The following is a 25,336-nucleotide window of genomic DNA, read 5'->3' as shown; positions in this document are numbered from 1 at the left end:
AGGATTAGTTTTGCAAGATATAAGAAATAAAAGTTTATGACTTGCAATGAGTGCGAGATAAAATATATGAAAAATGGCAGAGAAATGAGAGGAGGGGGATTTTTATGACAGTTACAATTAAAGATGTGGCGAAGCAAGCGAATGTTGCACCATCAACAGTTTCTCGTGTAATTGCTGATAATCCAAGTATAAGTGAAAAGACAAAGCGCCGTGTTAGGAAAGTAATGAGTGAATTAGGGTATCATCCTAATTTAAATGCGAGAAATCTTGCGAACCAAACGACGAAAACACTTGGTCTTGTTATGCCAAGTTCTGCAAGTAAAGCTTTTCAAAATCCATTTTTCCCAGAAGTTATAAGAGGGATTAGTTCATTTGCACACGTAGAAGGTTATGCGCTTTACATGTCGACAGGTGAAACGGAAGAAGAAATTTTTAATGGTGTCGTAAAGATGGTACAGGGACGCCAAATTGGTGGCATTATTCTTTTATATTCAAGAGAGAATGATCGGATTATTCAATATTTACATGAACAAAATTTCCCGTTTGTTTTAATAGGAAAACCATATGATCGAAAAGATGAAATTACATATGTAGATAATGACAATTATACAGCTGCAAGAGAAGTGGCAGAATATTTAATTTCATTAGGGCATAAGCAAATCGCGTTCATTGGTGGTGGTTCAGATTTACTTGTAACGAGAGATCGTTTAGCTGGTATGAGTGATGCCTTGAAATTAGCAGACATTGTATTACCAAAAGAATATATTTTACATTTTGATTTTTCGAGGGAAAGTGGTCAACAAGCGGTTGAGGAATTAATGGGACTGCAGCAACCGCCGACGGCAATTATGGCAACGGATGACTTAATTGGACTTGGTGTGTTAAGTGCTCTTTCTAAAAAAGGATTCGTTGTACCGAAGGATGTTTCTATTGTAAGCTTTAATAATGCTTTATTATCAGAAATTGCGAGCCCTCCACTTTCGACAGTTGATGTGAATATTTATCAGCTAGGATATGAGGGAGCAAAAGCTTTAGTTGATAAAGTAGAGAATGCAGAATCCACTGCAAAGTGTATCATTATTCCTCATAAATTACTAAAACGTCAAACTTGTGATCATTATGCATAAAAAAAAGCTAAGAGTTTAACTCTTAGCTTTTTTCTTTAGAAAGGCTTCTAATCGGTCGCAGCCTTCTTTTAAAGTTTCAATACTATACGCATAGGACAAGCGAAGGTAGCCTTCACCGTATTCAGAGAATGCTGTTCCAGGAACTACAGCTAGTCCAGCTTCTTTGACAAGATCAAGTGCAAAATCAAATGATGAAGATGTCAAATGACCAACATATGGGAATAAGTAAAATGCACCTGTTGGCTTTTCAACTGTTAATCCCATTTGAGTGAGTCTATTATATACGTAATCACGGCGTTTTTTATATTGGTGGCGCATCATTTTGGGTGCGTCTTTAGCTGCTGTTAATGCTTCAATTGCAGCGTATTGAGCGATTGAAGTAGCACACGTTACATTGTATTGATGAACTTTTAATATGTGTCCAGCTAAATAGCTTGGTGCAAATAAAAGTCCAACACGCCAGCCAGTCATAGAATGTGATTTAGATAAACCGTTAATGACAATTGTCTTTTCACGCATTTCTGGGAAATGAGCGATAGATGTGTGCTTTTGTTCATATACCAGCTCGCTATAAATTTCATCTGAAAGGACGAAAATATTTTTGTCTTTTAAAACATCTACAATATCTTTTAGTTCTTCTGTTGATAAAGTTACACCGGTCGGGTTAGAAGGATACGGTAGTACGATACATCTTGTTTTTTCTGTAATAGCATTTTTAAGCGCTTCAGCTGTTAAACGGAATCCAGTTTTACGAACATCTACAAAAATAGGTGTTGCACCGCATAATCGAATAATAGGTTCGTAACCTGGATAAATAGGAGCAGGTAAAATTACTTCTGTTCCTGGCTCTAAAATCGTTCGAAATGTAACATCAATTGCTTCGCTAGCACCGATTGTAACGATGGTTTCGTTTTCAGGTGAGTAATGTAAATCGTAGTTATCTTTTACGAAGTTACAAGCTGCCTTGCGTAATTCTAGTAAACCAGCGTTATGTGTATAGCTTGTATAGTTTTCTGTAATAGCCCGTTTTGCAGCTTCTTTTACGAGAGAAGGTGTAGGGAAATCGGGTTGTCCGATTGTTAAAGAAATCAAATTATCATAGTTTTGAATCATGTTAGAGAATTGACGGATTCCAGAAATTTGGATGTCCTTCACTCTAGGGTTAATGAATTGTTCCATTGTATCTCCCTTTCTTCCGTTTGAAAATTAAGTTCATTTTATCATATTTTCTATGATCGCGCTTTGTATATGTAATTTAGAAAGAGAGAGAAAAGAGAAAAAAGCCGCTATAAGCGACTTTTTAATATCCGTATTCCCAATCTATTTCATCTTCATTCCAGAGTACAGAGGATACCTTGCCAAGGTGAACAACTGATTCGTTCACAGCACATGTGCAATTTTCATCTCCTGCTTTATGCTGTAATTCTTCATATACTGATTTTTCAACATTTTCTAGAACAACCAAATTTTCTTCTTTTAAAACAAGCGTAGTACCCGCCATATTTATCTTCCTCCTACTAAAGTAATGATCACTTATTTGTAAACATAGATAGTATGGATTATATGCTGTATTTTGCTATAGTTGTCCGTCTAAAAAAGTATTTTTATATTTTCTTTGTAATCCGTATTCATTGTATACTGCACGAAGGAAATTTGGTACAGGGTTTACAATCATTTCGAAAATCTGTAACAATTATGATGAGTTGTTAACAAAGAATTAACAAATATGTTAAGAAAAATCAAAATTTTAAAACAAATACACCTATAAAATGATATAATCATATCAAAATACATATAGGGGATGAGAGGTTATGGAGCTTATCCGTGATTTATTGATTCAAATTGCCATCATAATTTTGCCACTATTTTTATATGAAGCGATTCGTTTAAATCGCTATCAAGAAATGCCTCCGAAGCCAAATCGTTACTTTATTATGTTTTTATCTAGCGTTACGCTCGTTCTCTCCATGACATACTCTATTTGTTTTGGCAATGTGTGTGGGTATAACTTTCACCCCATTCCAATTGTCAGTGGTTTTTTATATGGTGGGATTGTTGGTTTAATCCCAGCGGTTATTTTTGTTGCATATGAATGGTTACTAAAGGGAATGAGCTTTCTTCCAGTTTTAGAAGTAATATTTCTATTGATAGTTCCGCTGTTTTTATCAAAGAAATGGTCTCTTTTTTCAAGGGATAAGAAATTAATTTTAGCATTTATGATTTCATCATTTTATGTGTTTGTTTCTTTAGTATTAGGCATGATTAATGTTCTTTTGGAAACAGGATTTACACCGTATATTTCGCAAATATATAGCGGATTTATATTTGCCTCGCTTATCATGGTCATGACAATGGTATTTCAGGTGTATTTAACTGAATATTTAAACGAAAATGCATTGCTACGTACAGAGATGCAAAAATCAGAAAAGCTTAATATTGTAAGTGAGTTAGCAGCAAGTGTGGCACATGAAGTTCGAAATCCACTTACTGTTGTTCGTGGATTTATCCAATTGTTAGAAAGTACGGAAGATGTGAAGAATAAGGATTATATGCGCCTCGTATTAGCTGAATTGGATCGGGCGGAACAAATTATTTCAGATTACTTGAATTTAGCAAGGCCGCAAATTGAGAAAAAAGAACACATTTGTTTATCAGCCCAATTAATAGAAATGACCACTCTCATGTCGTCATTTGCAGCGATGCAAGGTGTATATTTACAAGTTGAAATTTCAGAAAGTCTTTATACGATTGGTGATAAGACAAAATTGAAGCAAGCTATTATGAATGTTGTTAAAAATGGTATTGAAGCAATTCAAGGAAATAAAGGATATTTAAAAGTAACAGCTATTCAAAAAGACGAAACAATCATAATAAGAGTTAAAGATAGTGGTGTTGGTATGACAAAAGAACAGTTAGCAAGACTGGGACAACCATATTATTCTTTAAAAGAAAAAGGGACAGGATTAGGGCTTATGGTAACATTTAGTATTTTACAAGCGCATAATGGTACATTGGAATATAAGAGTGAAAGTGGAAAAGGCACTGAAGCAATTATTATATTACCAAGCTGTACAAAATAAGGAATAAAAGTTACCGATGGAAGGTAACTTTTTATTTTATATTGTTTATTCATTTGTTTTTTCTTGTTTTGCTCGGTTAAATAAACTTTTAAATGATTGAAAGAAGCTTTGCTCTTTTGAGGCAGCAACCATTCTTTTTGTTTCTTGAATTTCTCGAATAACTTGCATAAGCTGTGCATCACGGTTACTGTCCTTGTTATAAATTTGACTAACAAGTTTATTCATTTTTTCTTCCTGTTTGGATTCTCGTTTATACATATGATTCATTAATAAGTCCATCTTTTCTTTTTGCAATGCATCTGTTTGAGCGGCGTGATCGACTAACTCTTGGAGCATTTTTTCTTGAGAGCCTTCTTTTACATAAACTTGTTGCATCAATTCGTCTAGTTTCTCATCCTTTAAACGATTTTGTGTAATTAGAGTAGAATTTTGATGAATAATTGCCTCATTTAATTGAGCTAGCATTTCAAGTTTTAACATGAACTCCTCAAAGTTACGCCCATCTTCTTTTTCTTTCGGTTGTATCTCTTGTTTATCTTGTATAACTGGTACAGGTGGGGCCTCTTTTTCTTTTAAAATAATCGGTATCGTTTCTGAAATATCTTCTTGTAATGTAGCAGCTCTTTCATGTATAGATTTCAATAGTTTTAAATCATCAAGTTTATAAATACGAGCATCAGCTGTTTTGGAAATCATATAACCATGTTCCTCTAACAGTTGACTATATTTGCGGACTATATGTTTTGGGATGCCTGTTTTATTCGTAACATCTTTCGTTTTATAGGTAGCTTCCATGATATTTCCTCCCCAAAAAGTATCGTATATATCATTTCAATCTTTTATGAGGACTTCCTTTGAAAAAGAATGTCGGAAGTCTATTAGTTTTCTACAGCATTAGTGAAAAAATGAAAGTTTTTGGCGGAATGGCAAGGAATAACTAAGATAATGTCTGAAAACATATACAGGAGAAGTTTGTTATAATAACGGAGGAAAAAAGAAACTGGTAGAAACATGGAGGTATACATGAAGCAATTAAAAGGTATTATCATTTCAATTATCGCAATTCTGTCTATTGTAGTAGCAGTTTATGAAGTACTTGTGCCAGAGGAAACAAGTGTAAAGAAAACGAATACGTATGATCAAGTGTTAGAATTTCCGAAAGAACGTTATCCAGAGACAGGAAAACATATTACGGATGCTATAAAAGAAGGGCATTCAGAAGTTTGTACAATCGATCGTGGTGGTGCTGCAGATAGAAGGAAATTGTCGTTAGCACCATATCCTTCAAAAAAAGGGTATGATCGTGATGAATGGCCAATGGCGATGTGCAAGGAAGGCGGAAAAGGAGCACATATTGAATATATAAGTCCGGCGGATAACCGCGGAGCAGGCTCTTGGGTAGGGAATAAGTTAGATAAATATCCAGATGGTACGCGTGTGAAATTTGAAGTGAAGTAGTAGTTGTACATTTCATAATGAAGGAGAATGGGAACTATGGAGTTAACAATTTCTTATTCGCAATTAATGTTGATGAACTATGACGGTGAGCAGCCTTATGTAGACTGGACGGATGAAGATTTTGAAAGAGGTTATGCTCAGGCAGAGGGAACTGTTATTTTTGAAGCACTTTCTGATTATACTTGTGAAGTGAAAGTGACTTGCGAGAAACATATTGAAAAAGAAGAAGTGGTTAGAACGATTACGGTTCCTTTTACAGTTGAAAATGAAAGTATCGTTATAACGAGTATTCTTTCAAATAAATTTCAAATACCTATTCCAAATGGTGAGTATACAGTGGTCTTACAAGCAATTCCTCTTGAAGAGCCAACGGATGATGAATTATATAAAATACAATACGAATTCTTTTTTGAAAGTAAAGAATAAAAAATGGGTTATCCTGAGAAAAGGATAACCCATTTTTGTTATGCGTTTGTTTTTAAAAGGGAACGAGCATCTTTCGCTGCTTGCACCATATGTTCTAAAGCTGGAATAACTTCTTCTGTTCTTCTCGTTTTTAAACCACAATCAGGATTAATCCAGAAATATTTAGGATCGCATACTTCTAAAGATTGTTCTACAATTTTATACATTTCATCTTTACTCGGTACACGTGGGCTATGAATATCATATACACCTAGGCCGATGCCTTTTTCATATGTTGTATGTTTTAAAGTATCAATAAATTCTCCGTGACTTCTTGATGTTTCAATAGAAATCACATCTGCATCTAATGCGCGAATCGCGTCAACAATATCTTCGAAGTTACTGTAACACATATGAGTATGAATTTGTGTTTCATTTGCTACAGAAGAAGTTGCTAAAAGGAAGGATTGTACTGCCCATGTAATATAAGCATCCCAATCTTTTTCTTTTAGTGGCATTCCTTCACGAAGTGCGGGCTCATCGACTTGGATTACTCTAATTCCGGAAGATTCAAGTAGTTCAATTTCGTGACGAAGAGCTAGTGCAATTTGATACGAAACTTCTTTTCTTGGAATGTCATTTCGAACGAAGGACCAATTTAAAATTGTAACAGGGCCAGTTAACATTCCTTTTACAACTTTCTCCGTTAAGCTTTGTGCATAAACTGTTTCCTTAATAGTCATTCCGTTAATAAAGGCTACATCACCATAGATAACAGGTGGTTTTACGCAACGGGAACCGTATGATTGTACCCAACCGTTTTTAGTGAATGAGAAACCAGCAAGGCGCTCACCAAAATATTCGACCATGTCAGTTCTTTCAAATTCACCATGTACAAGGACATCAAGCCCAATTTCTTCTTGGTAACGAATCCATTTTTCTGTCTCTTTTTCAATAAATTGTTCATATTGTTCATTTGAAATAACACCGTTACGCCATTCTTTTCGCGTTTGACGAACTTCAGTTGTTTGCGGGAAGCTACCAATAGTCGTTGTTGGTAATAGCGGTAACTCCAGGGCAACTTGTTGTAATTCGTATCGTTTTTCAAATGGAAGAGGACGTGAAAAATCTTCTTCTTTTAGTGCTGTTCGTGCTGCTTTGACATCTTCACGGTTACGTGCAGCAGATGAACGAATTGTATGATGTACATTTCGGTATGTTTCCAGCTCATTACTAATGCTTTCTGTACCTTGAGTGAGAGCGGAATGAATAAGAACTAACTCTTCTAATTTTTGATTTGCAAATGCTAACGCATCAAACAGCTCACTCGATAAGTGAGTTTCTTCTGTTTTATCGATTGGTGTATGCAATAAGCTACAAGAAGGCTGAACGATGAAATCTTTCGTTTGGACTTGTTTTTGTAACGTTGTAAATAACGCAAGAACTTCATCAAGGTCAGCTCTCCAAATGTTACGGCCGTCTATACAACCGACAGCTAAAGTTTTATCAGCTGGGAATCCATATTTTGAAATAGCATGTAAATTACCTTCTTTACCATGAATGAAATCTAATCCAATACCGGATACCGGGAATGTAATAATTTCTTCATAGTTTTCTTCTACGCTATCAAAATATGTTTGTAAAAGAAGAGTCGCATTTGGAACTTCTTTACGAATAGCTTCATAAATTTCTTTTGCTTGTTGAACTTCTTCTTTAGTTAAAGAAGCGAAAATCGGTTCATCAACTTGAATGGCTTGTGCACCAGCTGCATGTAGTTCTGAAAGCAGTTGTACGTAAGGTGCAACTAACTGTTTTAAAATGGTAGAAAATTGTTCTTGTGTATAGCCTTTTGCTAATTTTAAGAAAGTATATGGTCCTAAAATAACAGGCTTGCCATCTACTCCTAATTCTTGTTTTGCCTCTTCGTATAAGCGAAGTGGACGATTATCTTTTAAAGAGATTTGTAATCCCTCTTCATATTCAGGAACGATATAGTGATAGTTTGTGTTAAACCATTTTGTCATTTCGGAAGCTACGTGATCTTTAGAGCCACGCGCCATTGCGAAATATACATCAAGGTAAGATGTAAACTCAGAAAAACGTGATGGGATAAATCCTAGCATATAGGCAGTATCCAAAACGTGATCATAATATGTAAAGTCGCCAATTGGAATGAGTTCAATCCCTTTTTCTTGCTGTACTTTTACGTGTTGAAGGCGAATTTCTTTCATTGTTGTTAAAAATTGTTCTTCATCGATTTTATTGGACCAAAAAGCTTCCAATGTTTTTTTCCACTCTCGTTGTAGTCCGATACGTGGATAACCTAAGTTACTTGTTTGAATTGCCATTTTAAATTCCTCCCTAATTGAAAGTAAGCATTTCCGTTTACTAGGAAATACCTATAACAAAAAGTACAAAGACATAGAAAATAAGCCTTCCTTTTTGTTTTAACACCTCATCATCATCCGTGAATCTATCAGTGTTGTTAAAACAGGCAGGTCTCCTGACTTATGCTTCATATAATTTCTTTCACCTTCCCGTTTTCACAGTGGCACTAAAAAGAAATCTCAGCATTTACAGTGGCGGGACCGTGTTGGAGTTTCACCAAGCTTCCCTTTTAAACACGAAACGAAACTTTCGTGTACCTATTTTCCTTTTGAAAGGAATTTAACAAGCGATATGATATTGAAACAAATTCTAACACAATTTTTGGAATTTTGTCTACTGTTTTAAAATAAGAAAATTCCAAAGTTTTTATTTCTTATTATTCTGACTTTTTTATTCTGAAGTAACTAATAATATTACAGTATAAAAAGAGAAATTGAGCTATGAAAGAAGTAGGGATGTCTTCTTTCATAGCTCAATTTTCATCTATAGCAACTTCTGAAAGTCGGCCTGCTATAGCATCTTTAAGGAGGGTGTTTAGCCATTTTAATTCAACTGTAATATGCTCAATTACACTTTGTAAAATATATAGTTGTGCACGTGGAACTTTTCCTTTATTACAATCATATATCGTTTGCATAGTATGTAAATATTGAAGAGTATCGTTTTTCTTTTTTTCTAAAATAGGAACTAATTCGTGATCATTGCTAAAGTGAGCGAAAGATAAGGCTGAATAAATAGGTTTATATATTTGGTTTTTTGCTTCGAATTGTTTTAATAGTAAAGTGTGGAATAGTTTTTTGCCTTCTTCTGTTATATGAAAAATCGTTTTGTCAGGTCGATTTGTGTCTCTAATTACATTTGTAATATGAATTGCGCTTTGCTTTTCTAATTGCTCGAAGGCGTAATAAAGTGATCCTTTAGCATATTTAATGTAACAATCCATTTGTCGTTCTTTCATAATATGCTGCACTTCATATGGATGTTTATCTCCTTCGAGTAGCAAGCCGAGAATGACTAATTTCATGCTCATGCTGTCTCAACTCCTGTATATAAAAACTTTATCCGGCATTAACGGGCAGCAAGACACCCACCCAAAAATTCAGCAGAACCAAAGAAGTTAGGTGGGGGGGCGGGCTGTCCATAAAAGCCCGATTGGTTCAATTAATAATCAGTGGGGGATGAACAAAACCGCCACTGATTAAAGATTCACTTTATACATATTATAAACGGCATATCCTTTTTCATAAAGGGATATGCCGCTTCTTTTTTATATTAACTGACTTGCTTTTGTTTTTCTTTCTTTTTAGGGCCTGTAAAGAGGCGTTCATTTCCCATAAGTAAAATACAAATAATACTTAGTACAGCCGGAATAAGTGCCCAGAAGAATGTGTTCGCAATAGATGTAGCGAGAGCTTCTTTAATACCCGCTAATATTTCAGCAGGAATTTTTGCGGTAGCGCCTGGTGATAATAAGAAACTTGTGTCTCCACCTTTTGGAGCTAATTTTGCTAGTTCAGGGGGGAACACAGAGTTTAGTTTATCTGTAAAAATATGATTTTGAATTGTACCGAAAATCGTTACACCAAGAGTCATACCGAGTGATCGGAAGAATGAGTTTGTTGATGTCGCCGAACCACGGTCTCGCATTTCTAACTTGTGAATAGAAGACATACTTAATACTGAGAATGAGAAGCCAACACCAAGCCCAGCGAGAATCATAAATAGTGTTACGAGTAAACGAGGTGTGTCCATTGTTAAAGTACTTAATAAATAAATACCAAGAACGAAGAAGACGCCAGATACCATCATAATGTTACGATAGCTTGTTCGAGAAGCTAATTGTCCTCCTGTTTGACTTCCAATTACAGAACCAACCATCATTGGTGTTAAAATTAATCCAGCATTAGAGGCGGAACCTCCAAGAACGCCTTGAATGAAGATTGGAATATAAACTGTACAGATAATAAAAGCGGCACCATAGAAAAAGGCAACTCCTTGACTAGCTGCGAATAAAGGTTTTTTAAATAGATGGAACGAAATAATAGGCTCGGTTGCTTTTCGTTCTACAAAGAAGAAAATAATAAGCGTAATAACTACTGTTGTAAATAAGCCAATAATTACATTGGAATTCCAGGCATACTCCTTACCACCAAGTTCTAATGCGAACATTAAGCAAACGATACTTATGACAAGTGTAATAGCACCAGCCCAATCAATTTTTTGTTTTCTAAATTCTAGAGACTCACTGTAGTATTTAGTAATGAAGAAAAAGGAGATAAGTCCTAATGGAATATTGATATAGAAGACCCAATGCCAACTTATATAGTCTGTAATATAAGCGCCTAATAAAGGACCGAATACACTAGAGGTCCCGAAAACAGCACCGAATAGTCCTGTCATCTTCCCGCGTTTTTCTGGTGGGAAGATATCGTACATAATTGTGAAGGCGATAGGCATAAGAGCACCACCACCGATACCTTGAATAGCTCTATAAATACTTAATTGCTCAATACTTGAAGCTGTTCCGCAGAGCGCAGAACCGAATAAGAAAAGAATGAGGCCACCAATATAAAAACGTTTCCGCCCATACATATCAGAAAGTTTCCCGAAGATAGGCATCCCTGCCATTGTTGCTACCATATAAGCTGATGTGACCCAAACAAACTTATCAAATCCTCCTAAGTCTCCAACAATTGTTGCCATTGCGGTTGCAACGATTGTATTATCCATTGCGGCCATTAATATACCAAGCAGTAAACCAGCAACAACAAATTTTGTCTTGTTGGCGTCTTTTTTTAATGGTTGAGTTTCCAAATATAACCCTCCTTTAGAAATAAGTAAACTATATTAAGTTTTGAGTGCAGTGGATAAAAAATTTAAATGTATAGTTGATTTTAATTTCTTTTCCATAAGTGCACTGATATGCCATAAAGAATATTATAGTCAAATTTGACTATAAGGCAAACTTTTTCTTCCGTCAAAATATTCTTTCGTATGAGTAGAGAACGAGTGAGCCATACTGAATATTGCCATAAAGTAAATTGTAAAAAAATTTCATTAAGAACACCTTCTGTTAATAGATGAAAAATGGTTTTTTCTTCATATTGTCGAATAGGATAAAAGGAAGAGAAATATTAAACATTGCTTGTAGTAAGCTTTAGTAATTTGGGGAATTCATTGTGTGTATGATACATCTGAAATGAGGTGAATATATATTATGAAAATATGGGGGCGAATTTCGGATACAGGAAAGTATTCAATACCGCTACAACCAGTATTGTGGATTGACGGATCGAAAAAGGAAAATGAATTTCCTCAAGTAGCCGTTACATTAAAAATTGGTAGTATGTATACAGAACAATTTTCGTATGAATTGACCTACGATGTAAACGACATACTTATTATGAGAATTGAAGTGGAAAATAAAGGGGTAGAAATGATTTCGAGAGTTGTTGTAAGTCATATGATTCGAGATTACTTTGCTTATATTCCTAATTCTTTAAAAGTTGATAAGGGGATAAGTGAGTTTTTATTCCAGCTTGTAAGGTGGCGAATTGATGATTTGTTACCGAATGAAAAGGTGGAACTACGTTGTAAAATAAAAGCTAATAAAGATAAAGCTCTTAAACAAGCATTCTTTCAGGCTACATATACATTTCAAGATAAAGAGATATCATATGGTCCACTGCAAACAAATGAAGTTGTTGTGCGTCAATAATAAAAAGGAACCTGTACAAAAGGTTCCTTTTTTTAGTGAAGGTTGTGTTTTTTGAGTATTTTCTTTTGCTCCATTCCTTTTTTCCTACATAGTTATTTTTGTAGCCAAAGTATAGAATAAATAAAAATGAAACAACATTAACAATAGCGTCGATTTGATCGTTTGTAATAAAGTGTATGCCGAAAGAGGTAAATAATAATTTTAATGATAATAGAAAACCAGCTAGTAAACGCATAGCATCTGATAGATTCTCTTTTTGTAGCATATAGATTACTCCTTTCTATAAAAGTTATATATTATATATATGAAATAGAGTAGAAAAGGTATACAAGCTTAAGCAGAAATGTACATTGGATATGTACATTTTTTATTTTGTAGAAAAACATTATTGATATAGAAACATATATTGGTATAAAAGGGGGAGAAGTATGAAACATAAAGGGAAAATTAGTGGATTATTACTTGGAAATACAGTGGCAGTTACAGAATGGATTGCACTTCAGGATGTAATTGCAAAACTGGATTCACGATCATTTTATACCGTCTTTATTATTTATATATTGCAAATGATACTAAGTTATTATTTTGGACATTGGTACGATAAAAGAGCGAACAAGCGTATGAATGTAGAAGTAGGAGGAATGGCAAGCAACGATTTTGTTGTTGATTTTTTTGGGAAAGTAGCCGCTTTATCTGAAAGAGCTTCCCGTAATATTACAGTTTACATTCTTTCTGTAAAAGAATGGGAAGGATTAAAAGACGCGTTGCAAGAAAAAAAATTGGGAGTGTTAGTACAAAAATTAGAGAGTACCATTGTAAAGTCAATTCGGAAGGGAGATGTTGTTACAAAGTGGGATGAAAATAAGTATGTTATTGTAGCAATTGATAATGGTCATGAAACATCAACAATAACAAACAGATTAATGAAAAATATTGAAAGTGAAATAGAAGGTGATTTACTCAGTGTCACTCTTTTATTTGGAGCAGCTAGCTATCCAGTAGAAGGAAAAACGTTTGAAGAACTGTTGAGAAAGTCGCAAAATCAATTGTACCAGTATAGAAATTTGCAAGAAAATGAGTGAAGCTTTGATTTGAAGATATTTGATAGGAAGAAGTTTTATTTGTAACATTTTTTTGACTTTTATTACAAAAAACGCTTCGTTTGTAATAAAAGTCTTTAAAAATATATGAAATAAGCATATAATTATGATGGTAGTGCCAATGCAATTTGCACAATGTGTTTTATTTTAAAAGTGTAGAGGAAAGCAAGCTCTACACTTTTCCTTTTAGGAAATGAAAAGAATATTTGTAAGTTGTTGCGAGATATCGATTGTACTGTGTAAAATGAACAAAGAGATTATTTGATAGAAAGCTGGAAAGGGAATGATAGACGTGAGAGCGGAACGATCACCTTTTATCAGGTGAACTATTATAGTCTTATTAAGACTGAGGTGAAATTCTGTGGCCATTAAGGTAATACATAGTGTGAACAGGTTTTAAAAAACACGAAGTACTATACTTAAAGATGGAGATGGAACTGCTAAATACTTCAAAAAGAATAATGTAATATTAAGTAATAATTTGTACAAACAATATTAATGATCTTCGTAAAAAAGATGCGAGTGTATAGAACAATTACATATTTTATAACTTTTTTATATTACACGATGGTCGTTTATAAGTAGGAGGAAGAGATGTTGAAATATAGTAAATTAGCAATTATAACTGCATTATCAATGACTTTATTAGCTGGTTGTTTTGGACCGAAACCAGAAGAAGAATTATATGTAGCGTTTGAAAACGCTGCTAAACAAGAAAAAACAATGTTTGAAGATGCAAAAAAACTTGAGGCTTTAGAGAAAGAAGGACAAGAATTATATAACCAGATTGTGCAAGAAGGAAAAGATAATAATCAAACTGTTAAAGAAAAACTGAATCAAGCAGAAAAGAATACAACTGAACGAGAAAAAGTACTTACAAAAGAAAAAGAGGCCTTAAATAAAGCGCAAGAAGAAGTGAAGTCAGCTGATAAGTATGTGAAGAAAATTGAAGATAATAAGTTGAAAGATCAAGCTGATAAAGTGAAAAGTATGTATGAGAAACGACACGATTCATTTAATAAAATGTATGACAGCTATAATAAATCTTTAAAACAAGAAAAAGAGTTATATACAATGTTACAAGATAAAGGTACTAAATTAAAAGATATTAGTGAAAAAGTAAAAGTAGTAAATCAATCTTATAAGGATATTGAGTCAGAAAAAGATAAATTTAATGAATTCACAAAGTCTTATAATACAGAAAAAGTAGCTTTTTATAAACAAGCAAATATTAAAATTAAAGAAGAGAAAAAATAAAACAGTTTGGCCTACACTTGGCCAAACTGTTTTATTTTTTTGTATAAGTACGACTATACCATGGAACCGGTTCACTTAATTTTTTTTCTTGTTTCAATGCTTCAGGCCCAATATAATCTTGAAGTGTTTTTTTTGCTACTGTTAAAGATAAGGTTGTTTTCGGATTTCGATAGGAGGATTCAAGATGACCAAGATGCGGTAGAATTCGAAAATCTTCTTTCGTAGGAGGGATGTGGAAAAAATAATCGCCTAAACGTATAAGGACATCAGATTGTTGTTGGCTAAAACGTGGGTTTCTAGAAAAATGTAATCCTTCTTTAATTGCTTTTTTTTCAGCAATCAAACGCTCTAAAGCTGTCTTTTTTAACCAGTATAAATATTTAGGATTAGTAGCTGCTTTAGCATGACGATTCACAACGAAAATAGATTGAGCTAGTCGATTAATAGAATGTTGGTTTTGTAATTGAGATTGTGGTTGTGAAGGTTTCATATTGAATCTCCTTTCAATTTTTCATTATTATAGCATAAATAAAATAGGTTTTTATTATATGCAAAAAGTGATTGTATATATTTTCAATATTAAAGCAATATTGTTACAAAAAACAACTATTTTGTATAATAGTAATAGAATATGTTTTTGAAATTTGATAATGAAAGAGTGAGAAGTTTGAAAGAAATATTAAAACAACAGTATGCCATTATAGATATTGGATCTAATACAATGCGTTTAGTTATTTATGAAAAGCAAAATGGAGGTTTTTATAAAGAGATTGAAAATACGAAAGTGGTTGCTAGGTTAAGAAATTACTTAATTGATGGTGTGTTGAATGAAGAGGGAATAGAAGTATTATTACAGACATTATTTCAATTTCAAGAAAGTACAAGGTTCCATCAGTTGCATCATGTACTTTGTGTTGCAACAGCAACAATTAGACAGTCTGAGAATCAAGAGGAAATTAAGAAGCTTATTGAAGGACAAACGGACTTTACTCTTAGAGTATTATCAGAATATGAGGAAGCGCGTTACGGATACTTGGCGGTTATGAATTCTACATCGTTTTCAGAAGGAATAACGGTAGATATTGGTGGGGGAAGTACGGAAGTTACATACTTTAGAAATAGAGAGATTTTAGAGTACCATAGTTTTCCTTTTGGGGCACTTTCTTTAAAGCAACAATTTATTAAAGGTGATATTCCTACTAAAGATGAGTTAGAGGGAATGCAACAGTATTTAGAATTTCAATTTCAAACGTTACCATGGTTAATCAATAAGAAATTGCCTCTTATTGCAATTGGTGGTAGTGCGAGGAACTTAGTAAAAATCCATCAAAATTTAATATGTTATCCTATAGCAGGATTACATTTATACAAGATGAAAGAAGAAGATATTGAAAATGTAAAAGATGAATTGGAAAAATTGTCGTTCATAGAACTTCAGAAATTGGAAGGATTGGCAAAAGATCGAGCGGATACGATTATTCCAGCGGTTGAAGTATTTCATACACTTGCTAATGTTATAGAGGCACCGGCATTTGTATTAAGTAGAAAAGGGTTAAGAGAAGGTGTTTTCTATGAAGAGTTGACAAAAGATTTGGGGATTTCATATTATCCGAACGTAGTTGAAGAAAGTTTGCATTTATTATCACATGAATACGAAATGGATATGGAATTTGTTATTCAACTTATTAAACATGGAAGACTAATTTGCAAACAACTTGAGGAAATAGGGCTTATTTCTATGTCAGTAAAAGACTGGGAAGTGTTCCATCAAGCAGCGAAAGTATTTAATATAGGCAAATATATAGACGAAGAAGCGAGCCGTTTACATACGTTTTATTTATTGGCGAATAAAACAATTGATGGCATGATGCATAAAGATAGAGTGAGGTTAGCGCTTATTGCATCTTATAAATCAAAAATGCTATTTAAACAACATTTATCTCCATTTGAAGGTTGGTTTGATAAAAGTGAACAAAAAAAAATCCGCCTATTAGGAGCTGTTTTACAATTTTCAGCTGCTTTAAATGCAAGGCAACGATCGCTTGTTGAAACCATATCTATAACAGAAAGCAAAGAGGCATTAACGTTTAAAGTTTTATGTGAACAGTCTGCATTAGCAGAAAAAGTGCAAGCTGAAAAACAAAAAAAACAGTTAGAAAGAGTATTAAAAACGAATATTAACTTGTTATTTGAACTAAAACATTAGGTCGTACGGATGTCTTTACGAAAAATTTACACTTTGTAATATTGTAATTTGATAAAATAAAATTAACTAAATTATAGTAAAAAAGTTTCAAGGGGAAGTGTGAAGAGAATGGAATTATCGAAGGGGAATGCAGTAAATTTAAATGATACAGCTTATTACAATAATCGAGAGTTAAGCTGGCTAGCATTTAATGAACGTGTACTACAAGAAGCGCAAGATGGAAATAATCCACTTTTGGAAAGATTGAAATTTATTAGTATTTTTAGTTCGAATTTAGATGAATTCTTTATGGTACGTGTAGCTGGATTAAAGGATCAAGTGAGTGCTGGATTTAATCAGCCAGAAAATAAAGCTGGCTTAACACCAAAAAAGCAACTAAATAAAATTGCGATAAAAGCCCATGAACTAATGACAGTACAATATGATACATTTAAAAATTATGTATTGCCAGCGCTTGAGTTAGAGGGAATTGAACGTTTAACATTCCATGATTTGACGAAAGAGCAGCGAGAATTTATAGAAGAGTATTTTGATGAGCAAATTTTTCCGGTGTTAACCCCTGTAGCTATTGATGCATATCGCCCATTTCCAATGTTATTAAATAAAAGTTTGAATTTAGCTACTCTTTTATATGATGAGAAGCAAGCGGAGGAAGAGAATCGGACGAAGCTAGGAATTGTACAAGTTCCTTCATTACTTGAGCGCTTCATATTTTTACCGAGCGAAGGGCAAAAGTATAAATTTATTTTATTAGAAGACGTAATTAGTAGTTTTACTCATAAATTATTTACGGGATATACAGTATCATCTGTTACTCGTTTCCGTATTACACGCAATGCAGATTTAACGATTCATGAAGAAGGTGCGAGAGATTTATTAAAGGTAATTGAAAAAGAATTAAAAAAGCGTAAGTGGGGGGCTGTACGTTTAGAAGTTGGGAAAGAACACATTGATGAAAGAGTATTAGCGTTATTATATGAGGTTCTGGAAGTAAAAGATGAAGATGTATATATAATGGATGGGCCATTAGATTTAACATGTTTGTTTTCTTTATATAAAAAACTAGCTCCTTTATATGAACATCTTGTATATCCGGCTCTTATTCCGCAACCGCCTCAAGATTTAGGTGATGAAGAAGATGTATTTGAAAAAGCAATTGAGCATGATATTTTATTACATCATCCTTTTGAATCATTTCAGCCGGTAGTTGATTTTGTCCGTGATGCGGCAGACGATCCGAATGTACTTGCGATTAAACAAACGTTATATCGAGTAAGTGGTGATTCACCAATTATTCAGGCGTTAAAGATAGCGGCTGAAAAGGGAAAACAAGTGACGGTATTAGTTGAATTAAAGGCAAGATTTGATGAAGAAAACAATGTTCATTGGGCTAAAGAATTGGAACAGGCAGGCTGTCATGTTATTTACGGTGTAAGTCACTTGAAAACACATAGTAAAATTACGTTAGTTGTAAGAAGAAAAAACGGAAAAATTGAAAGGTTCGTACATCTTGGAACTGGAAACTATAATGATGCAACAGCGAAGTTATATACTGATTTTGGATATATTACATCAAGAAAAGACTTTGGGGTTGATGCAACCAATTTCTTTAATTATTTAAGTGGTTATACAACAAAGCCACATTTTCATCATTTATCGGTTGCTCCATTTGATATAAGAGAACAATTTATGGATTTAATAGATGAAGAAATCCGTTATCATAGGCAATATGGAAATGGATATATTATCGCTAAGATGAATTCATTAACAGATAAACCATTAATTAAAAAAATGTACGAAGCATCACAAGCTGGAGTAAAGGTAGAGCTCATTGTTCGAGGAACATGTTGTTTAAGACCTGGTATTCCAAATGTAAGTGAAAATATTCGTGTAGTTAGTGTTGTTGGAAGATATTTAGAACATAGCCGTATTTATTATTTCCATCATAATGGGGAGGAGAAAATATATTTATCTTCAGCTGATTGGATGACGCGAAATATGGAGAAGCGAGTGGAAATATCTTTCCCGATATTAGATATTGAAATGAAGGCACGAATTAAGGCGATTTTACAGCTTACATTAGCTGATAATGTGAAAACACGTGAACAAAATAAAGATGGTGATTACTATTATGTTATTAATGGTAGTACAGAAGAAATTGATAGCCAAGTGAAGTTGTTTAAGATGGCGTATCAAAATACAGATGCTGAATAATGAAAAAAGTAAAAACCTCTTATGTCTATAAGAGGTTTTTACTTTTTTCTACTCATATGCTCCCAAAATGGAAGGATGAGTAGAAACAATAGTTTTATTATAAGCGTGTAATAAGATGGCTCGTTGAGAGAATAACATTTGAAATAATCGTTATTTTAACTTAGTAATAGTATGGTTGTTGACATGGTCCACCGTAACAAGGATAAGGTGCTGGCGGCGGGAAAGGTGGTGGATAAGGTGGGTAAAATGGTCGAGGGCCGAAAGCTAATGCTCCGCCGAGTAATCCACCAGCAATTCCAGCTAGAAAGGGAACGCCAAAAAACGGGAAGAAGCGTGAGTCGCCTACTGGACCAATAGGTGCTGAACGGACTGGGATTGGTTGATAATATGGATACATGAACATACCTCCTTTATTGGACTCACTTTCATCATATGGTAAATGAAACGTGGATGAGCGCGTACAAGAAAGGATGTGCAAGAAAATAGGCGAATTATTACGAATGTTGGAGTGTAAAAAGTGTAATTTCAGGTTTTGACATAAAACGAAATGGGACACGTGTTCTTCCCAGGCCTCGATTAACATAGAGAGTTAAATCCTGAATTGTATAGAAGCCTTCAATATAGTCTTTGGCGAGTGAAGGTGTAATAATAGCTCCTAAAAAAGGAATTTGTACTTGTCCGCCGTGACTATGACCAGAAAGTTGCAAGTTGATTGGATATCTAGAAACTTGGGGCGCGATATCTGGTTCGTGAACAAGAACAATGTTATAAGTATTTTGCCGTGCATGCGCTAATGTTTTCTCTATTTTTGGTTTGCCTAGTAGTATATCATCGAGACCGAAAATAGAAATTTCACTATTATCCATTAGACGAATTCTTTTTTCACTATTTAGCAATAGTTCAAATCCTGATTCACGCATGATGTGCTCATAGTATTCAGTTCCATATCCACCGTGATCATGGTTACCATAAATAGCGAATTTACCGAAGGGGGCTTGTATATTTTTTAAAATGGATGCAACGAAAGGAGTGTCAGTATACGTTTGATAATTATCAATGAGATCTCCAGTAAAAAGGACAATATCTGGATTTACAGCATTAATTTTAGAAACAACTTGAGATAAATGTTGAAGCGAGAAATAGTATCCGAGATGTAAATCGCTGAATTGAAGAATTTTCATCCCATGAAAACTTTTTGGGATGAGTTGTGATTTTAATGTGTGCTGTGTAAAAGAAATGAAATGGGGCTCTATATATTTAGCATAGTAGTATCCGATGCTACTGGTTATAAATGAATAGAGACAAGTACGCATACCAATTTTTAAAAAATTTCTTCTTGTAATGTGCTTCATAAAAATATGAGTATACCTCAATGTTTTCATTCTATTTATAGGCTACTCAAATCTCCTTTCAGTTTATTTAAAATATACTTTACATAATAAAAAGTAGTATAGATTACGAAAAAAATGAGTAAAAAGAAAGTTCTTTACGCTAAAATATCAGAAAAGTTTAAAAATATAAAGATTTCTATTAAATAAAGTGATAAAATGAATGTGTATTCATTTTTTGGAGGGGATGTATGTGAAAGAAAAGGTAGTTATTATAACAGGTGGATCGAGTGGAATGGGAAAAGGAATGGCGACTCGTTTTGCAAAAGAAGGGGCACGAGTTGTTATTACAGGACGTACAAAGGAAAAACTAGAGGAAACAAAGTTGGAAATTGAACAATTTCCAGGGCAAGTATTACCTGTACAAATGGATGTAAGAAATACGGATGACATTCAGAAAATGATTGAACAGATTGATGAGAAGTTTGGTAGAATTGATGTTTTAATAAATAATGCAGCTGGAAACTTTATTTGTCCGGCAGAAGATTTATCTGTGAATGGCTGGAATTCAGTCATTAATATTGTATTAAACGGTACGTTTTACTGTAGTCATGCTGTCGGAAAATATTGGATTGAAAAAGGTATAAAAGGGAATATCATTAACATGGTAGCAACATATGCATGGGATGCTGGTCCAGGAGTTATTCATTCGGCTGCAGCGAAGGCAGGAGTATTAGCGATGACGAAGACGCTCGCTGTTGAGTGGGGACGTAAATATGGAATACGAGTTAACGCTATCGCGCCAGGACCAATTGAACGTACGGGCGGTGCTGATAAATTATGGATTTCAGAAGAAATGGCTAAACGTACGATACAAAGTGTTCCGCTTGGAAGGCTGGGTACGCCAGAAGAAATCGCTGGTCTAGCTTATTATTTATGTTCAGATGAAGCTGCGTACATAAATGGAACTTGCATGACAATGGATGGAGGACAACATTTACATCAATATCCATTTTAAAAGGGATAAAAAAATGAATATTTGATTCATTTTTTTATGGCTAAATGTGACGGAATTGTGACATATGAAAGAAAAGTGTTTACAAGAGGTCATATATACGTTATATTTAAGACCTCTTTTTTCTTCATAGTAGAATTGCTAATTCCCCTTAGCATTTTACCCCTCTAATCCCTTCAGGAAAACTGAAGGGATTTTTTATTATTTTTCCGTAAATATCATGTTATAATTTTGAAAAGTAAAGGGAGGGAAGCACGTTGATAGATGCATTAGATGTAATGAGTAACTTGGATAAAGTCCTTCCTTATTATCAAGCTATTTTTAGTGCTGATGAGCATACTGTAATTGGATACGAAGTAGTAGGACGTATTCAAACAGAAGAGGGCATACAAAGTTTAGCTTCTTTCTTTCACGATGATTCGATTCCAAGTGAATTTCAACTGGAAGCGGATAATATTATAGTAGAAAAAGCTTTAAATCGTTATTTAGAAAGCAATCAAAAATTATTATTATTTATACATCGGAATGCTAATGTATTAATGAATGATGATGATGAAAGCTTGCTTCAACTTTTATTGAGGTATGAAGAACAAGGTTTAAATTTAAAACAAATTGTTTTAGAGATTACAGAGCATGAATGTAAAGAAGATATAGAGCAATTTAATCATTTGCTTATGTATTATCGTACATATGGTATTCAAATTTCGATTAATAAAGTCGGAACGGGCACAAGTAATTTAGAGCGTATTAGCGTGTTAGCACCTGATATTTTAAAAGTAGATTTAACGAACTTAAGGCAAACAGCACTTTTACAATCTTATCAAGATATTTTATATTCTTTATCATTACTTGCTAGAAGAATTGGTGCAACTTTGTTATATGAAGAAATAGATGCTTTTTATCAACTGCAATATGCTTGGAAGAACGGCGGAAGATATTATCAAGGTAATTATTTGAAAGAATGTTTACCTGATTTTATTGAAACGAATGTTTTGAAAGAGCGACTTGGTAATGAATGTCATCAGTTTATTCAGCATGAAAAGAAGAAGTTACAAAAAATTTATAATTTAACAGAGATGTTACGCGATCGCATTGGCGATGTTTTATCAAAACAAAAAAAGAATGAAGATATAAATGATTGGTTATTACAATTTAGTCAAAGTGTATCACAGTGTAGTTTTCGTATATTTATTTGTAATGAAGATGGTTTCCAACAATCAGGAAATGTTATGAAAAAAGATGGAGAATGGATTGTGATGCCGGATTATTATATGAAGAACTGGAGTTGGCGCCCGTATTTTCTCGAGAATATCATGAAAATGCGTTTTGAGAATAAGGCGAGGCTTTCAGATTTATATGCAGATATTGAAACGGGAGAAATGGTACGAACATTTTCTTTCCCGATTGATGATGACAACTTTTTATTTATAGATTTATCTTATGAATATTTATATGAAGAAGATGTTTTATTTTAATGCACGAAGAGATTCGTGCATTTTTTGTTTGTTTTTATCATAAATTGGTAATAGTGAAAATGGTGATGAAAATGCTGTCTATCGTTGTAAAGATTTTACGAACGAAATCTGTCCTGTCTTTGCATAATCATTGTTACAATGAATACTACAAAGACAAGTTCTTTTAAAAGGAAGGTGAAAAAATGAGGAAATATGGAATATGGCTTGTTCTATTTGTATGTGTTGCCTTTCTAGTTGGTTATAGTGTTACGACTGTTTTAGGAAAAGAGGAAGTGGAAGTCGATCGGAAAGAAGTATTTACAACGATACAAAAAGGCTATGAAACCCAGTTTTCAATTCGTGGGAAGCATTTGCCGATGAATAAGATGATAGAGACGTTATCACCGTATTTTACAGATAATTTCCTTCAAGTATTTACAGATGAAAATAGCAGAAGTGATAAACAAAGTGGTGAATATTTACTTCCGGCAAAAGAAGCACCGTTTTCTTTTAATTCAGAAACGAAAATGTCGTATGATGAAGAACATAAAAATTTATATGTATATGAGCGGACAAAAAGTGGACAATATCAAATTGTAACATTGAAAAGGGATCAAGATAAATGGAAGTTAGCAGGATATCATGAAAGTCAGGAACTCTTAACTGAAATAAAAAGGTTGCAACAATTATAAAGTGAAACTTTTAACCAGTGGGAGGGATTACTAGCCCATCTAACTCCTTTGCTTTAGCTAAATTTTTTGGGTTTTACTACCTACAAATAGCGGGATAAGAATAGGAATAGGCATTTACCTATTCCTATTCTATATTGAGTAGTTTTTGTAACTTTTCAATTTGAAAACCTGCAACTACTTCGCCATCAATTACGACTGTTGGAGTTGAATAAGAATCATAGTCGTTTAAAAGACGATTGCGAGCAGCAGCGTCTTTTTTTACGTCAAATTCTTCATATGCAACGTTATTATGCTTCAAAAATTCTTTAACAATAACACATGGCGGACAATCAGGTTGTGTATAAACCTCAATTTTTTTCATTGTAATTCCTCCTTTTTTCTGTTTTTTATTATATTCTTCCAGTATAAAAACCGCAATAAAGAAGGGGAAATATGTTCTTTCTGTTTTTTCCTTCGCATTTCGACAAATTTTTAGTTGAGTTTCTGGCCAATAACCTTTATCCTAGAGTGTGGAACATTTTTTCTGTTATGACGGATAGAATGAGTATAGCTGTAAAACCTATTGGTAGGAAGATCAGAGAAAGGAGAGATTTCATGTCTCTACTCCAAGGAATTTTAACTCGACTTGTTAGTCTACAAGAACAAGCTGAAAGCGGTGAAGTAGCACAACGCTATTTTGAAGTGAACGGTGAGCGCAAATGTAGCGTGAAATTTTTCGATAAAAGTGAAATGTATGAGTTAGAAGTGTATCAACAAGGTGAAAAACCTCAAGTGTACCAATTCGATAATATCGACATGGTTGCAATTGAGATTTACGATATCATTTCTTGATACATATAAAAAAGGTACTGCCATGTGGCAGTACCTTTTTTAGTTCTATTACTTTCCAGCGTAATGTATAGAAGTTTTTTATTTTTCCTACAATGGTATTAAAATGAAAATTTAATCTGTGTAAGTTTGCCTATCTATGTGGATAAGTAGTCCCGCTAACCGGATGAATATGTGAAGCTAAACTTCTCACAATTGCTGGGTTCTGCAAATAGTGGGAGAAATATAACTAGGAGGTTATCGTATGGAACATTTACCAATTGTGATTTGTCCTAATTGTCAAAGTTCTGCTGAGATTATTCATGTATTAACGGCTCAATCTAATCAAAATGTAATTTATACGTGCCAAGTTTGTCACTTTGTAATTCGAAATATTGAAACGAATAAAGGATAGGAAGTTATAATTTTAGTTTTTGTCCCATACAATGAGAATACGAAAAGTCTGTCTAATTGAAAGGACGTGACTCTGTGGACGGTGCACATAAATTTTACAATGTTTCAGAGAGACATTTAAATTTTGATATGGTCTTTAACCGTATTTGTAGTTTCATTGAAAAGGATCCACGAAATTTATATCGATTATCCATTGGGACAGACTCGCAAGCACATCAAAAGGATACGAGGTTTATTACAGCAATCCATATTCATCGTGTTGGAAAAGGTGCCTGGGGTTGTTTACACCATAGATCAGTAAAAGATAAGCCAGCAACCTTACGTGAGAAAATATATTTAGAAACGCAGTTTAGTCAAGAAATCGCATGTCTATTTACACCTACTCATATACAAACAATATGGGAGTTATTGCATCCTTATGCTCAAGATGGGGCTGGATTCATAATGGAAATTCATTTAGACATTGGGAATGATGGTTTAACAAAGGAATTTATTTTAGATATGACAGAAAAAATTCGAGCGATGGGATTAACTGCAAAAATTAAGCCGGATGCTTATGCGGCGTTTAGCTATGCAAATCGATATACGAAATGATTTTTTGTATGTTTACAATTGCTACATATCTTTTGGTAAAAACTGAATATTACATCTATTAAATAGGTTAAATTTTTTA

24 protein-coding genes, 2 pseudogenes and 1 riboswitch are annotated in these 25,336 nt (G+C 33.7%); of the genes and pseudogenes, 15 read left to right on the top strand and 11 right to left on the bottom strand.

Annotation, left to right across the window (positions count from 1 at the left end; all coding sequences use genetic code 11):
* Positions 1-104: 104 nt before the first annotated feature.
* Positions 105-1,127: a maltose operon transcriptional repressor MalR gene (gene malR, locus JFU02_RS11365; RefSeq protein ID WP_000219054.1), complete on the top strand. Its 1,023-nt coding sequence runs from the start codon at positions 105-107 to the stop codon at positions 1,125-1,127.
* A gap of 15 nt (positions 1,128-1,142) precedes the next feature.
* Here malR and JFU02_RS11360 read toward each other — a convergent pair whose 3' ends face one another.
* The gene (locus tag JFU02_RS11360; protein ID WP_000434586.1) at positions 1,143-2,306 is read right to left on the bottom strand and encodes an aminotransferase A; all 1,164 of its coding nucleotides are present in this window, start codon (positions 2,304-2,306) and stop codon (positions 1,143-1,145) included.
* A 121-nt stretch (positions 2,307-2,427) separates the two neighbouring features.
* Complete coding sequence (locus JFU02_RS11355; RefSeq protein ID WP_000929277.1) at positions 2,428-2,628, bottom strand: hypothetical protein; 201 nt, start codon at positions 2,626-2,628, stop codon at positions 2,428-2,430.
* Positions 2,629-2,938: 310 nt separating this feature from the next.
* Between JFU02_RS11355 and kinB the strand changes: the two are divergent.
* A pseudogene (gene kinB, locus JFU02_RS11350) lies at positions 2,939-4,214 on the top strand (sporulation sensor histidine kinase KinB).
* A 38-nt stretch (positions 4,215-4,252) separates the two neighbouring features.
* On the opposite strand, the gene JFU02_RS11345 reads toward kinB, so the two are convergent.
* Positions 4,253-5,002 carry a DUF3967 domain-containing protein gene (locus JFU02_RS11345; protein WP_000388465.1) on the bottom strand — a complete coding sequence of 250 codons (750 nt, stop codon included), beginning with the start codon at positions 5,000-5,002 and terminating at the stop codon, positions 4,253-4,255.
* Between the two features lie 228 nt (positions 5,003-5,230).
* Between JFU02_RS11345 and nucA the strand changes: the two genes are divergently transcribed.
* Together nucA and JFU02_RS11335 are read left to right on the top strand one after the other, a co-directional pair.
* Positions 5,231-5,665 (top strand): DNA-entry nuclease, encoded by a 435-nt coding sequence (gene nucA / locus JFU02_RS11340; protein ID WP_000811508.1) that lies wholly within the window; start codon positions 5,231-5,233, stop codon positions 5,663-5,665.
* Positions 5,666-5,701: 36 nt separating this feature from the next.
* Positions 5,702-6,091, top strand: coding sequence for a competence protein ComJ (locus JFU02_RS11335; protein ID WP_000424036.1), 390 nt, complete (start codon positions 5,702-5,704; stop codon positions 6,089-6,091).
* Positions 6,092-6,129: 38 nt separating this feature from the next.
* Here JFU02_RS11335 and metE read toward each other — a convergent pair whose 3' ends face one another.
* The 3 genes from metE to JFU02_RS11320 all read right to left on the bottom strand — a co-directional run bounded on the left by metE (position 6,130) and on the right by JFU02_RS11320 (position 11,272).
* On the bottom strand, positions 6,130-8,418 hold the full coding sequence (gene metE / locus JFU02_RS11330) for a 5-methyltetrahydropteroyltriglutamate--homocysteine S-methyltransferase (protein ID WP_001007611.1): 2,289 nt from the start codon (positions 8,416-8,418) through the stop codon (positions 6,130-6,132).
* Positions 8,419-8,546: 128 nt separating this feature from the next.
* Positions 8,547-8,734: riboswitch (cobalamin riboswitch) on the bottom strand.
* Between the two features lie 196 nt (positions 8,735-8,930).
* Entirely contained in the window at positions 8,931-9,488 is a 558-nt protein-coding gene (locus JFU02_RS11325) for a PadR family transcriptional regulator (protein ID WP_098867398.1), read from the bottom strand.
* A 242-nt stretch (positions 9,489-9,730) separates the two neighbouring features.
* On the bottom strand, positions 9,731-11,272 hold the full coding sequence (locus JFU02_RS11320) for an MDR family MFS transporter (RefSeq protein WP_000449897.1): 1,542 nt from the start codon (positions 11,270-11,272) through the stop codon (positions 9,731-9,733).
* A 403-nt stretch (positions 11,273-11,675) separates the two neighbouring features.
* Here JFU02_RS11320 and JFU02_RS11315 point away from each other — a divergent pair, with 403 nt between their 5' ends.
* Entirely contained in the window at positions 11,676-12,176 is a 501-nt protein-coding gene (locus JFU02_RS11315) for a hypothetical protein (protein ID WP_000708116.1), read from the top strand.
* A gap of 32 nt (positions 12,177-12,208) precedes the next feature.
* Here JFU02_RS11315 and JFU02_RS11310 read toward each other — a convergent pair.
* Positions 12,209-12,441 (bottom strand): annotated as a pseudogene (locus tag JFU02_RS11310) (SPP1 phage holin family protein).
* A gap of 163 nt (positions 12,442-12,604) precedes the next feature.
* Between JFU02_RS11310 and JFU02_RS11305 the strand changes: the two are divergent.
* Together JFU02_RS11305 and JFU02_RS11300 are read left to right on the top strand one after the other, a co-directional pair.
* Entirely contained in the window at positions 12,605-13,258 is a 654-nt protein-coding gene (locus JFU02_RS11305) for a diguanylate cyclase domain-containing protein (protein WP_000680817.1), read from the top strand.
* 612 nt (positions 13,259-13,870) lie between these two features.
* Entirely contained in the window at positions 13,871-14,533 is a 663-nt protein-coding gene (locus JFU02_RS11300) for a YkyA family protein (protein ID WP_086407636.1), read from the top strand.
* Positions 14,534-14,564: 31 nt separating this feature from the next.
* Here JFU02_RS11300 and JFU02_RS11295 read toward each other — a convergent pair whose 3' ends face one another.
* Positions 14,565-15,023, bottom strand: coding sequence for a YkyB family protein (locus JFU02_RS11295; protein WP_000804864.1), 459 nt, complete (start codon positions 15,021-15,023; stop codon positions 14,565-14,567).
* 141 nt (positions 15,024-15,164) lie between these two features.
* On the opposite strand from JFU02_RS11295, the gene JFU02_RS11290 reads away from it, so the two are divergent.
* Entirely contained in the window at positions 15,165-16,739 is a 1,575-nt protein-coding gene (locus JFU02_RS11290) for a Ppx/GppA family phosphatase (RefSeq protein ID WP_061666348.1), read from the top strand.
* Positions 16,740-16,847: 108 nt separating this feature from the next.
* Complete coding sequence (locus tag JFU02_RS11285; RefSeq protein ID WP_201071025.1) at positions 16,848-18,953, top strand: polyphosphate kinase; 2,106 nt, start codon at positions 16,848-16,850, stop codon at positions 18,951-18,953.
* A gap of 160 nt (positions 18,954-19,113) precedes the next feature.
* On the opposite strand, the gene JFU02_RS11280 is transcribed toward JFU02_RS11285, so the two are convergent.
* Both JFU02_RS11280 and JFU02_RS11275 read right to left on the bottom strand, forming a co-directional pair.
* Entirely contained in the window at positions 19,114-19,350 is a 237-nt protein-coding gene (locus JFU02_RS11280; protein ID WP_000283738.1) for a hypothetical protein, read from the bottom strand.
* Positions 19,351-19,447: 97 nt separating this feature from the next.
* Entirely contained in the window at positions 19,448-20,305 is an 858-nt protein-coding gene (locus JFU02_RS11275) for a metallophosphoesterase (RefSeq protein WP_086407653.1), read from the bottom strand.
* Positions 20,306-20,534: 229 nt separating this feature from the next.
* Here JFU02_RS11275 and fadH point away from each other — a divergent pair, with 229 nt between their 5' ends.
* From fadH to JFU02_RS11260, 3 genes are all read left to right on the top strand, one after another.
* Positions 20,535-21,299 carry a 2,4-dienoyl-CoA reductase gene (fadH, locus tag JFU02_RS11270; protein WP_000660913.1) on the top strand — a complete coding sequence of 255 codons (765 nt, stop codon included), beginning with the start codon at positions 20,535-20,537 and terminating at the stop codon, positions 21,297-21,299.
* A 254-nt stretch (positions 21,300-21,553) separates the two neighbouring features.
* Positions 21,554-22,771 (top strand): EAL domain-containing protein, encoded by a 1,218-nt coding sequence (locus tag JFU02_RS11265; RefSeq protein WP_086407633.1) that lies wholly within the window; start codon positions 21,554-21,556, stop codon positions 22,769-22,771.
* Between the two features lie 182 nt (positions 22,772-22,953).
* Positions 22,954-23,442: a DUF3993 domain-containing protein gene (locus JFU02_RS11260; protein WP_001233804.1), complete on the top strand. Its 489-nt coding sequence runs from the start codon at positions 22,954-22,956 to the stop codon at positions 23,440-23,442.
* 124 nt (positions 23,443-23,566) lie between these two features.
* Here JFU02_RS11260 and JFU02_RS11255 read toward each other — a convergent pair whose 3' ends face one another.
* A complete protein-coding gene (locus tag JFU02_RS11255) occupies positions 23,567-23,803 on the bottom strand; it encodes a glutaredoxin family protein (protein ID WP_000717872.1) in 237 nt (78 codons plus the stop codon).
* Positions 23,804-24,036: 233 nt separating this feature from the next.
* On the opposite strand from JFU02_RS11255, the gene JFU02_RS11250 reads away from it, so the two are divergent.
* The 3 genes from JFU02_RS11250 (at position 24,037) to JFU02_RS11240 (ending at position 25,257) form a co-directional block, all read left to right on the top strand.
* Entirely contained in the window at positions 24,037-24,273 is a 237-nt protein-coding gene (locus JFU02_RS11250) for a YkuJ family protein (RefSeq protein ID WP_000055151.1), read from the top strand.
* A 241-nt stretch (positions 24,274-24,514) separates the two neighbouring features.
* On the top strand, positions 24,515-24,664 hold the full coding sequence (locus JFU02_RS11245; protein ID WP_000400649.1) for a hypothetical protein: 150 nt from the start codon (positions 24,515-24,517) through the stop codon (positions 24,662-24,664).
* 74 nt (positions 24,665-24,738) lie between these two features.
* On the top strand, positions 24,739-25,257 hold the full coding sequence (locus JFU02_RS11240; protein ID WP_000348489.1) for a ribonuclease H-like YkuK family protein: 519 nt from the start codon (positions 24,739-24,741) through the stop codon (positions 25,255-25,257).
* The last annotated feature ends 79 nt before the right edge of the window (positions 25,258-25,336 follow it).

Source organism: Bacillus sp. TH13 (genome assembly GCF_016651175.1).
Taxonomy (GTDB): domain Bacteria; phylum Bacillota; class Bacilli; order Bacillales; family Bacillaceae_G; genus Bacillus_A; species Bacillus_A thuringiensis_S.
Note: the sequence above shows the minus strand (reverse complement) of the source record. Positions and strands in the feature narration are given on the sequence as shown.

What these genes read in the sequence shown, in the direction of transcription:
- malR (WP_000219054.1), top strand. Translation starts at nt 105, where the DNA reads ATGACAGTTACAATTAAAGATGTGGCGAAGCAAGCGAATGTTGCACCA.
- JFU02_RS11360 (WP_000434586.1), bottom strand. Translation starts at nt 2,306, where the DNA reads ATGGAACAATTCATTAACCCTAGAGTGAAGGACATCCAAATTTCTGGA.
- JFU02_RS11355 (WP_000929277.1), bottom strand. Translation starts at nt 2,628, where the DNA reads ATGGCGGGTACTACGCTTGTTTTAAAAGAAGAAAATTTGGTTGTTCTA.
- JFU02_RS11345 (WP_000388465.1), bottom strand. Translation starts at nt 5,002, where the DNA reads ATGGAAGCTACCTATAAAACGAAAGATGTTACGAATAAAACAGGCATC.
- nucA (WP_000811508.1), top strand. Translation starts at nt 5,231, where the DNA reads ATGAAGCAATTAAAAGGTATTATCATTTCAATTATCGCAATTCTGTCT.
- JFU02_RS11335 (WP_000424036.1), top strand. Translation starts at nt 5,702, where the DNA reads ATGGAGTTAACAATTTCTTATTCGCAATTAATGTTGATGAACTATGAC.
- metE (WP_001007611.1), bottom strand. Translation starts at nt 8,418, where the DNA reads ATGGCAATTCAAACAAGTAACTTAGGTTATCCACGTATCGGACTACAA.
- JFU02_RS11325 (WP_098867398.1), bottom strand. Translation starts at nt 9,488, where the DNA reads ATGAGCATGAAATTAGTCATTCTCGGCTTGCTACTCGAAGGAGATAAA.
- JFU02_RS11315 (WP_000708116.1), top strand. Translation starts at nt 11,676, where the DNA reads ATGAAAATATGGGGGCGAATTTCGGATACAGGAAAGTATTCAATACCG.
- JFU02_RS11305 (WP_000680817.1), top strand. Translation starts at nt 12,605, where the DNA reads ATGAAACATAAAGGGAAAATTAGTGGATTATTACTTGGAAATACAGTG.
- JFU02_RS11300 (WP_086407636.1), top strand. Translation starts at nt 13,871, where the DNA reads ATGTTGAAATATAGTAAATTAGCAATTATAACTGCATTATCAATGACT.
- JFU02_RS11295 (WP_000804864.1), bottom strand. Translation starts at nt 15,023, where the DNA reads ATGAAACCTTCACAACCACAATCTCAATTACAAAACCAACATTCTATT.
- JFU02_RS11290 (WP_061666348.1), top strand. Translation starts at nt 15,165, where the DNA reads ATGTTTTTGAAATTTGATAATGAAAGAGTGAGAAGTTTGAAAGAAATA.
- JFU02_RS11285 (WP_201071025.1), top strand. Translation starts at nt 16,848, where the DNA reads ATGGAATTATCGAAGGGGAATGCAGTAAATTTAAATGATACAGCTTAT.
- JFU02_RS11280 (WP_000283738.1), bottom strand. Translation starts at nt 19,350, where the DNA reads ATGTATCCATATTATCAACCAATCCCAGTCCGTTCAGCACCTATTGGT.
- JFU02_RS11275 (WP_086407653.1), bottom strand. Translation starts at nt 20,305, where the DNA reads ATGAAGCACATTACAAGAAGAAATTTTTTAAAAATTGGTATGCGTACT.
- JFU02_RS11260 (WP_001233804.1), top strand. Translation starts at nt 22,954, where the DNA reads ATGAGGAAATATGGAATATGGCTTGTTCTATTTGTATGTGTTGCCTTT.
- JFU02_RS11255 (WP_000717872.1), bottom strand. Translation starts at nt 23,803, where the DNA reads ATGAAAAAAATTGAGGTTTATACACAACCTGATTGTCCGCCATGTGTT.
- JFU02_RS11250 (WP_000055151.1), top strand. Translation starts at nt 24,037, where the DNA reads ATGTCTCTACTCCAAGGAATTTTAACTCGACTTGTTAGTCTACAAGAA.
- JFU02_RS11245 (WP_000400649.1), top strand. Translation starts at nt 24,515, where the DNA reads ATGGAACATTTACCAATTGTGATTTGTCCTAATTGTCAAAGTTCTGCT.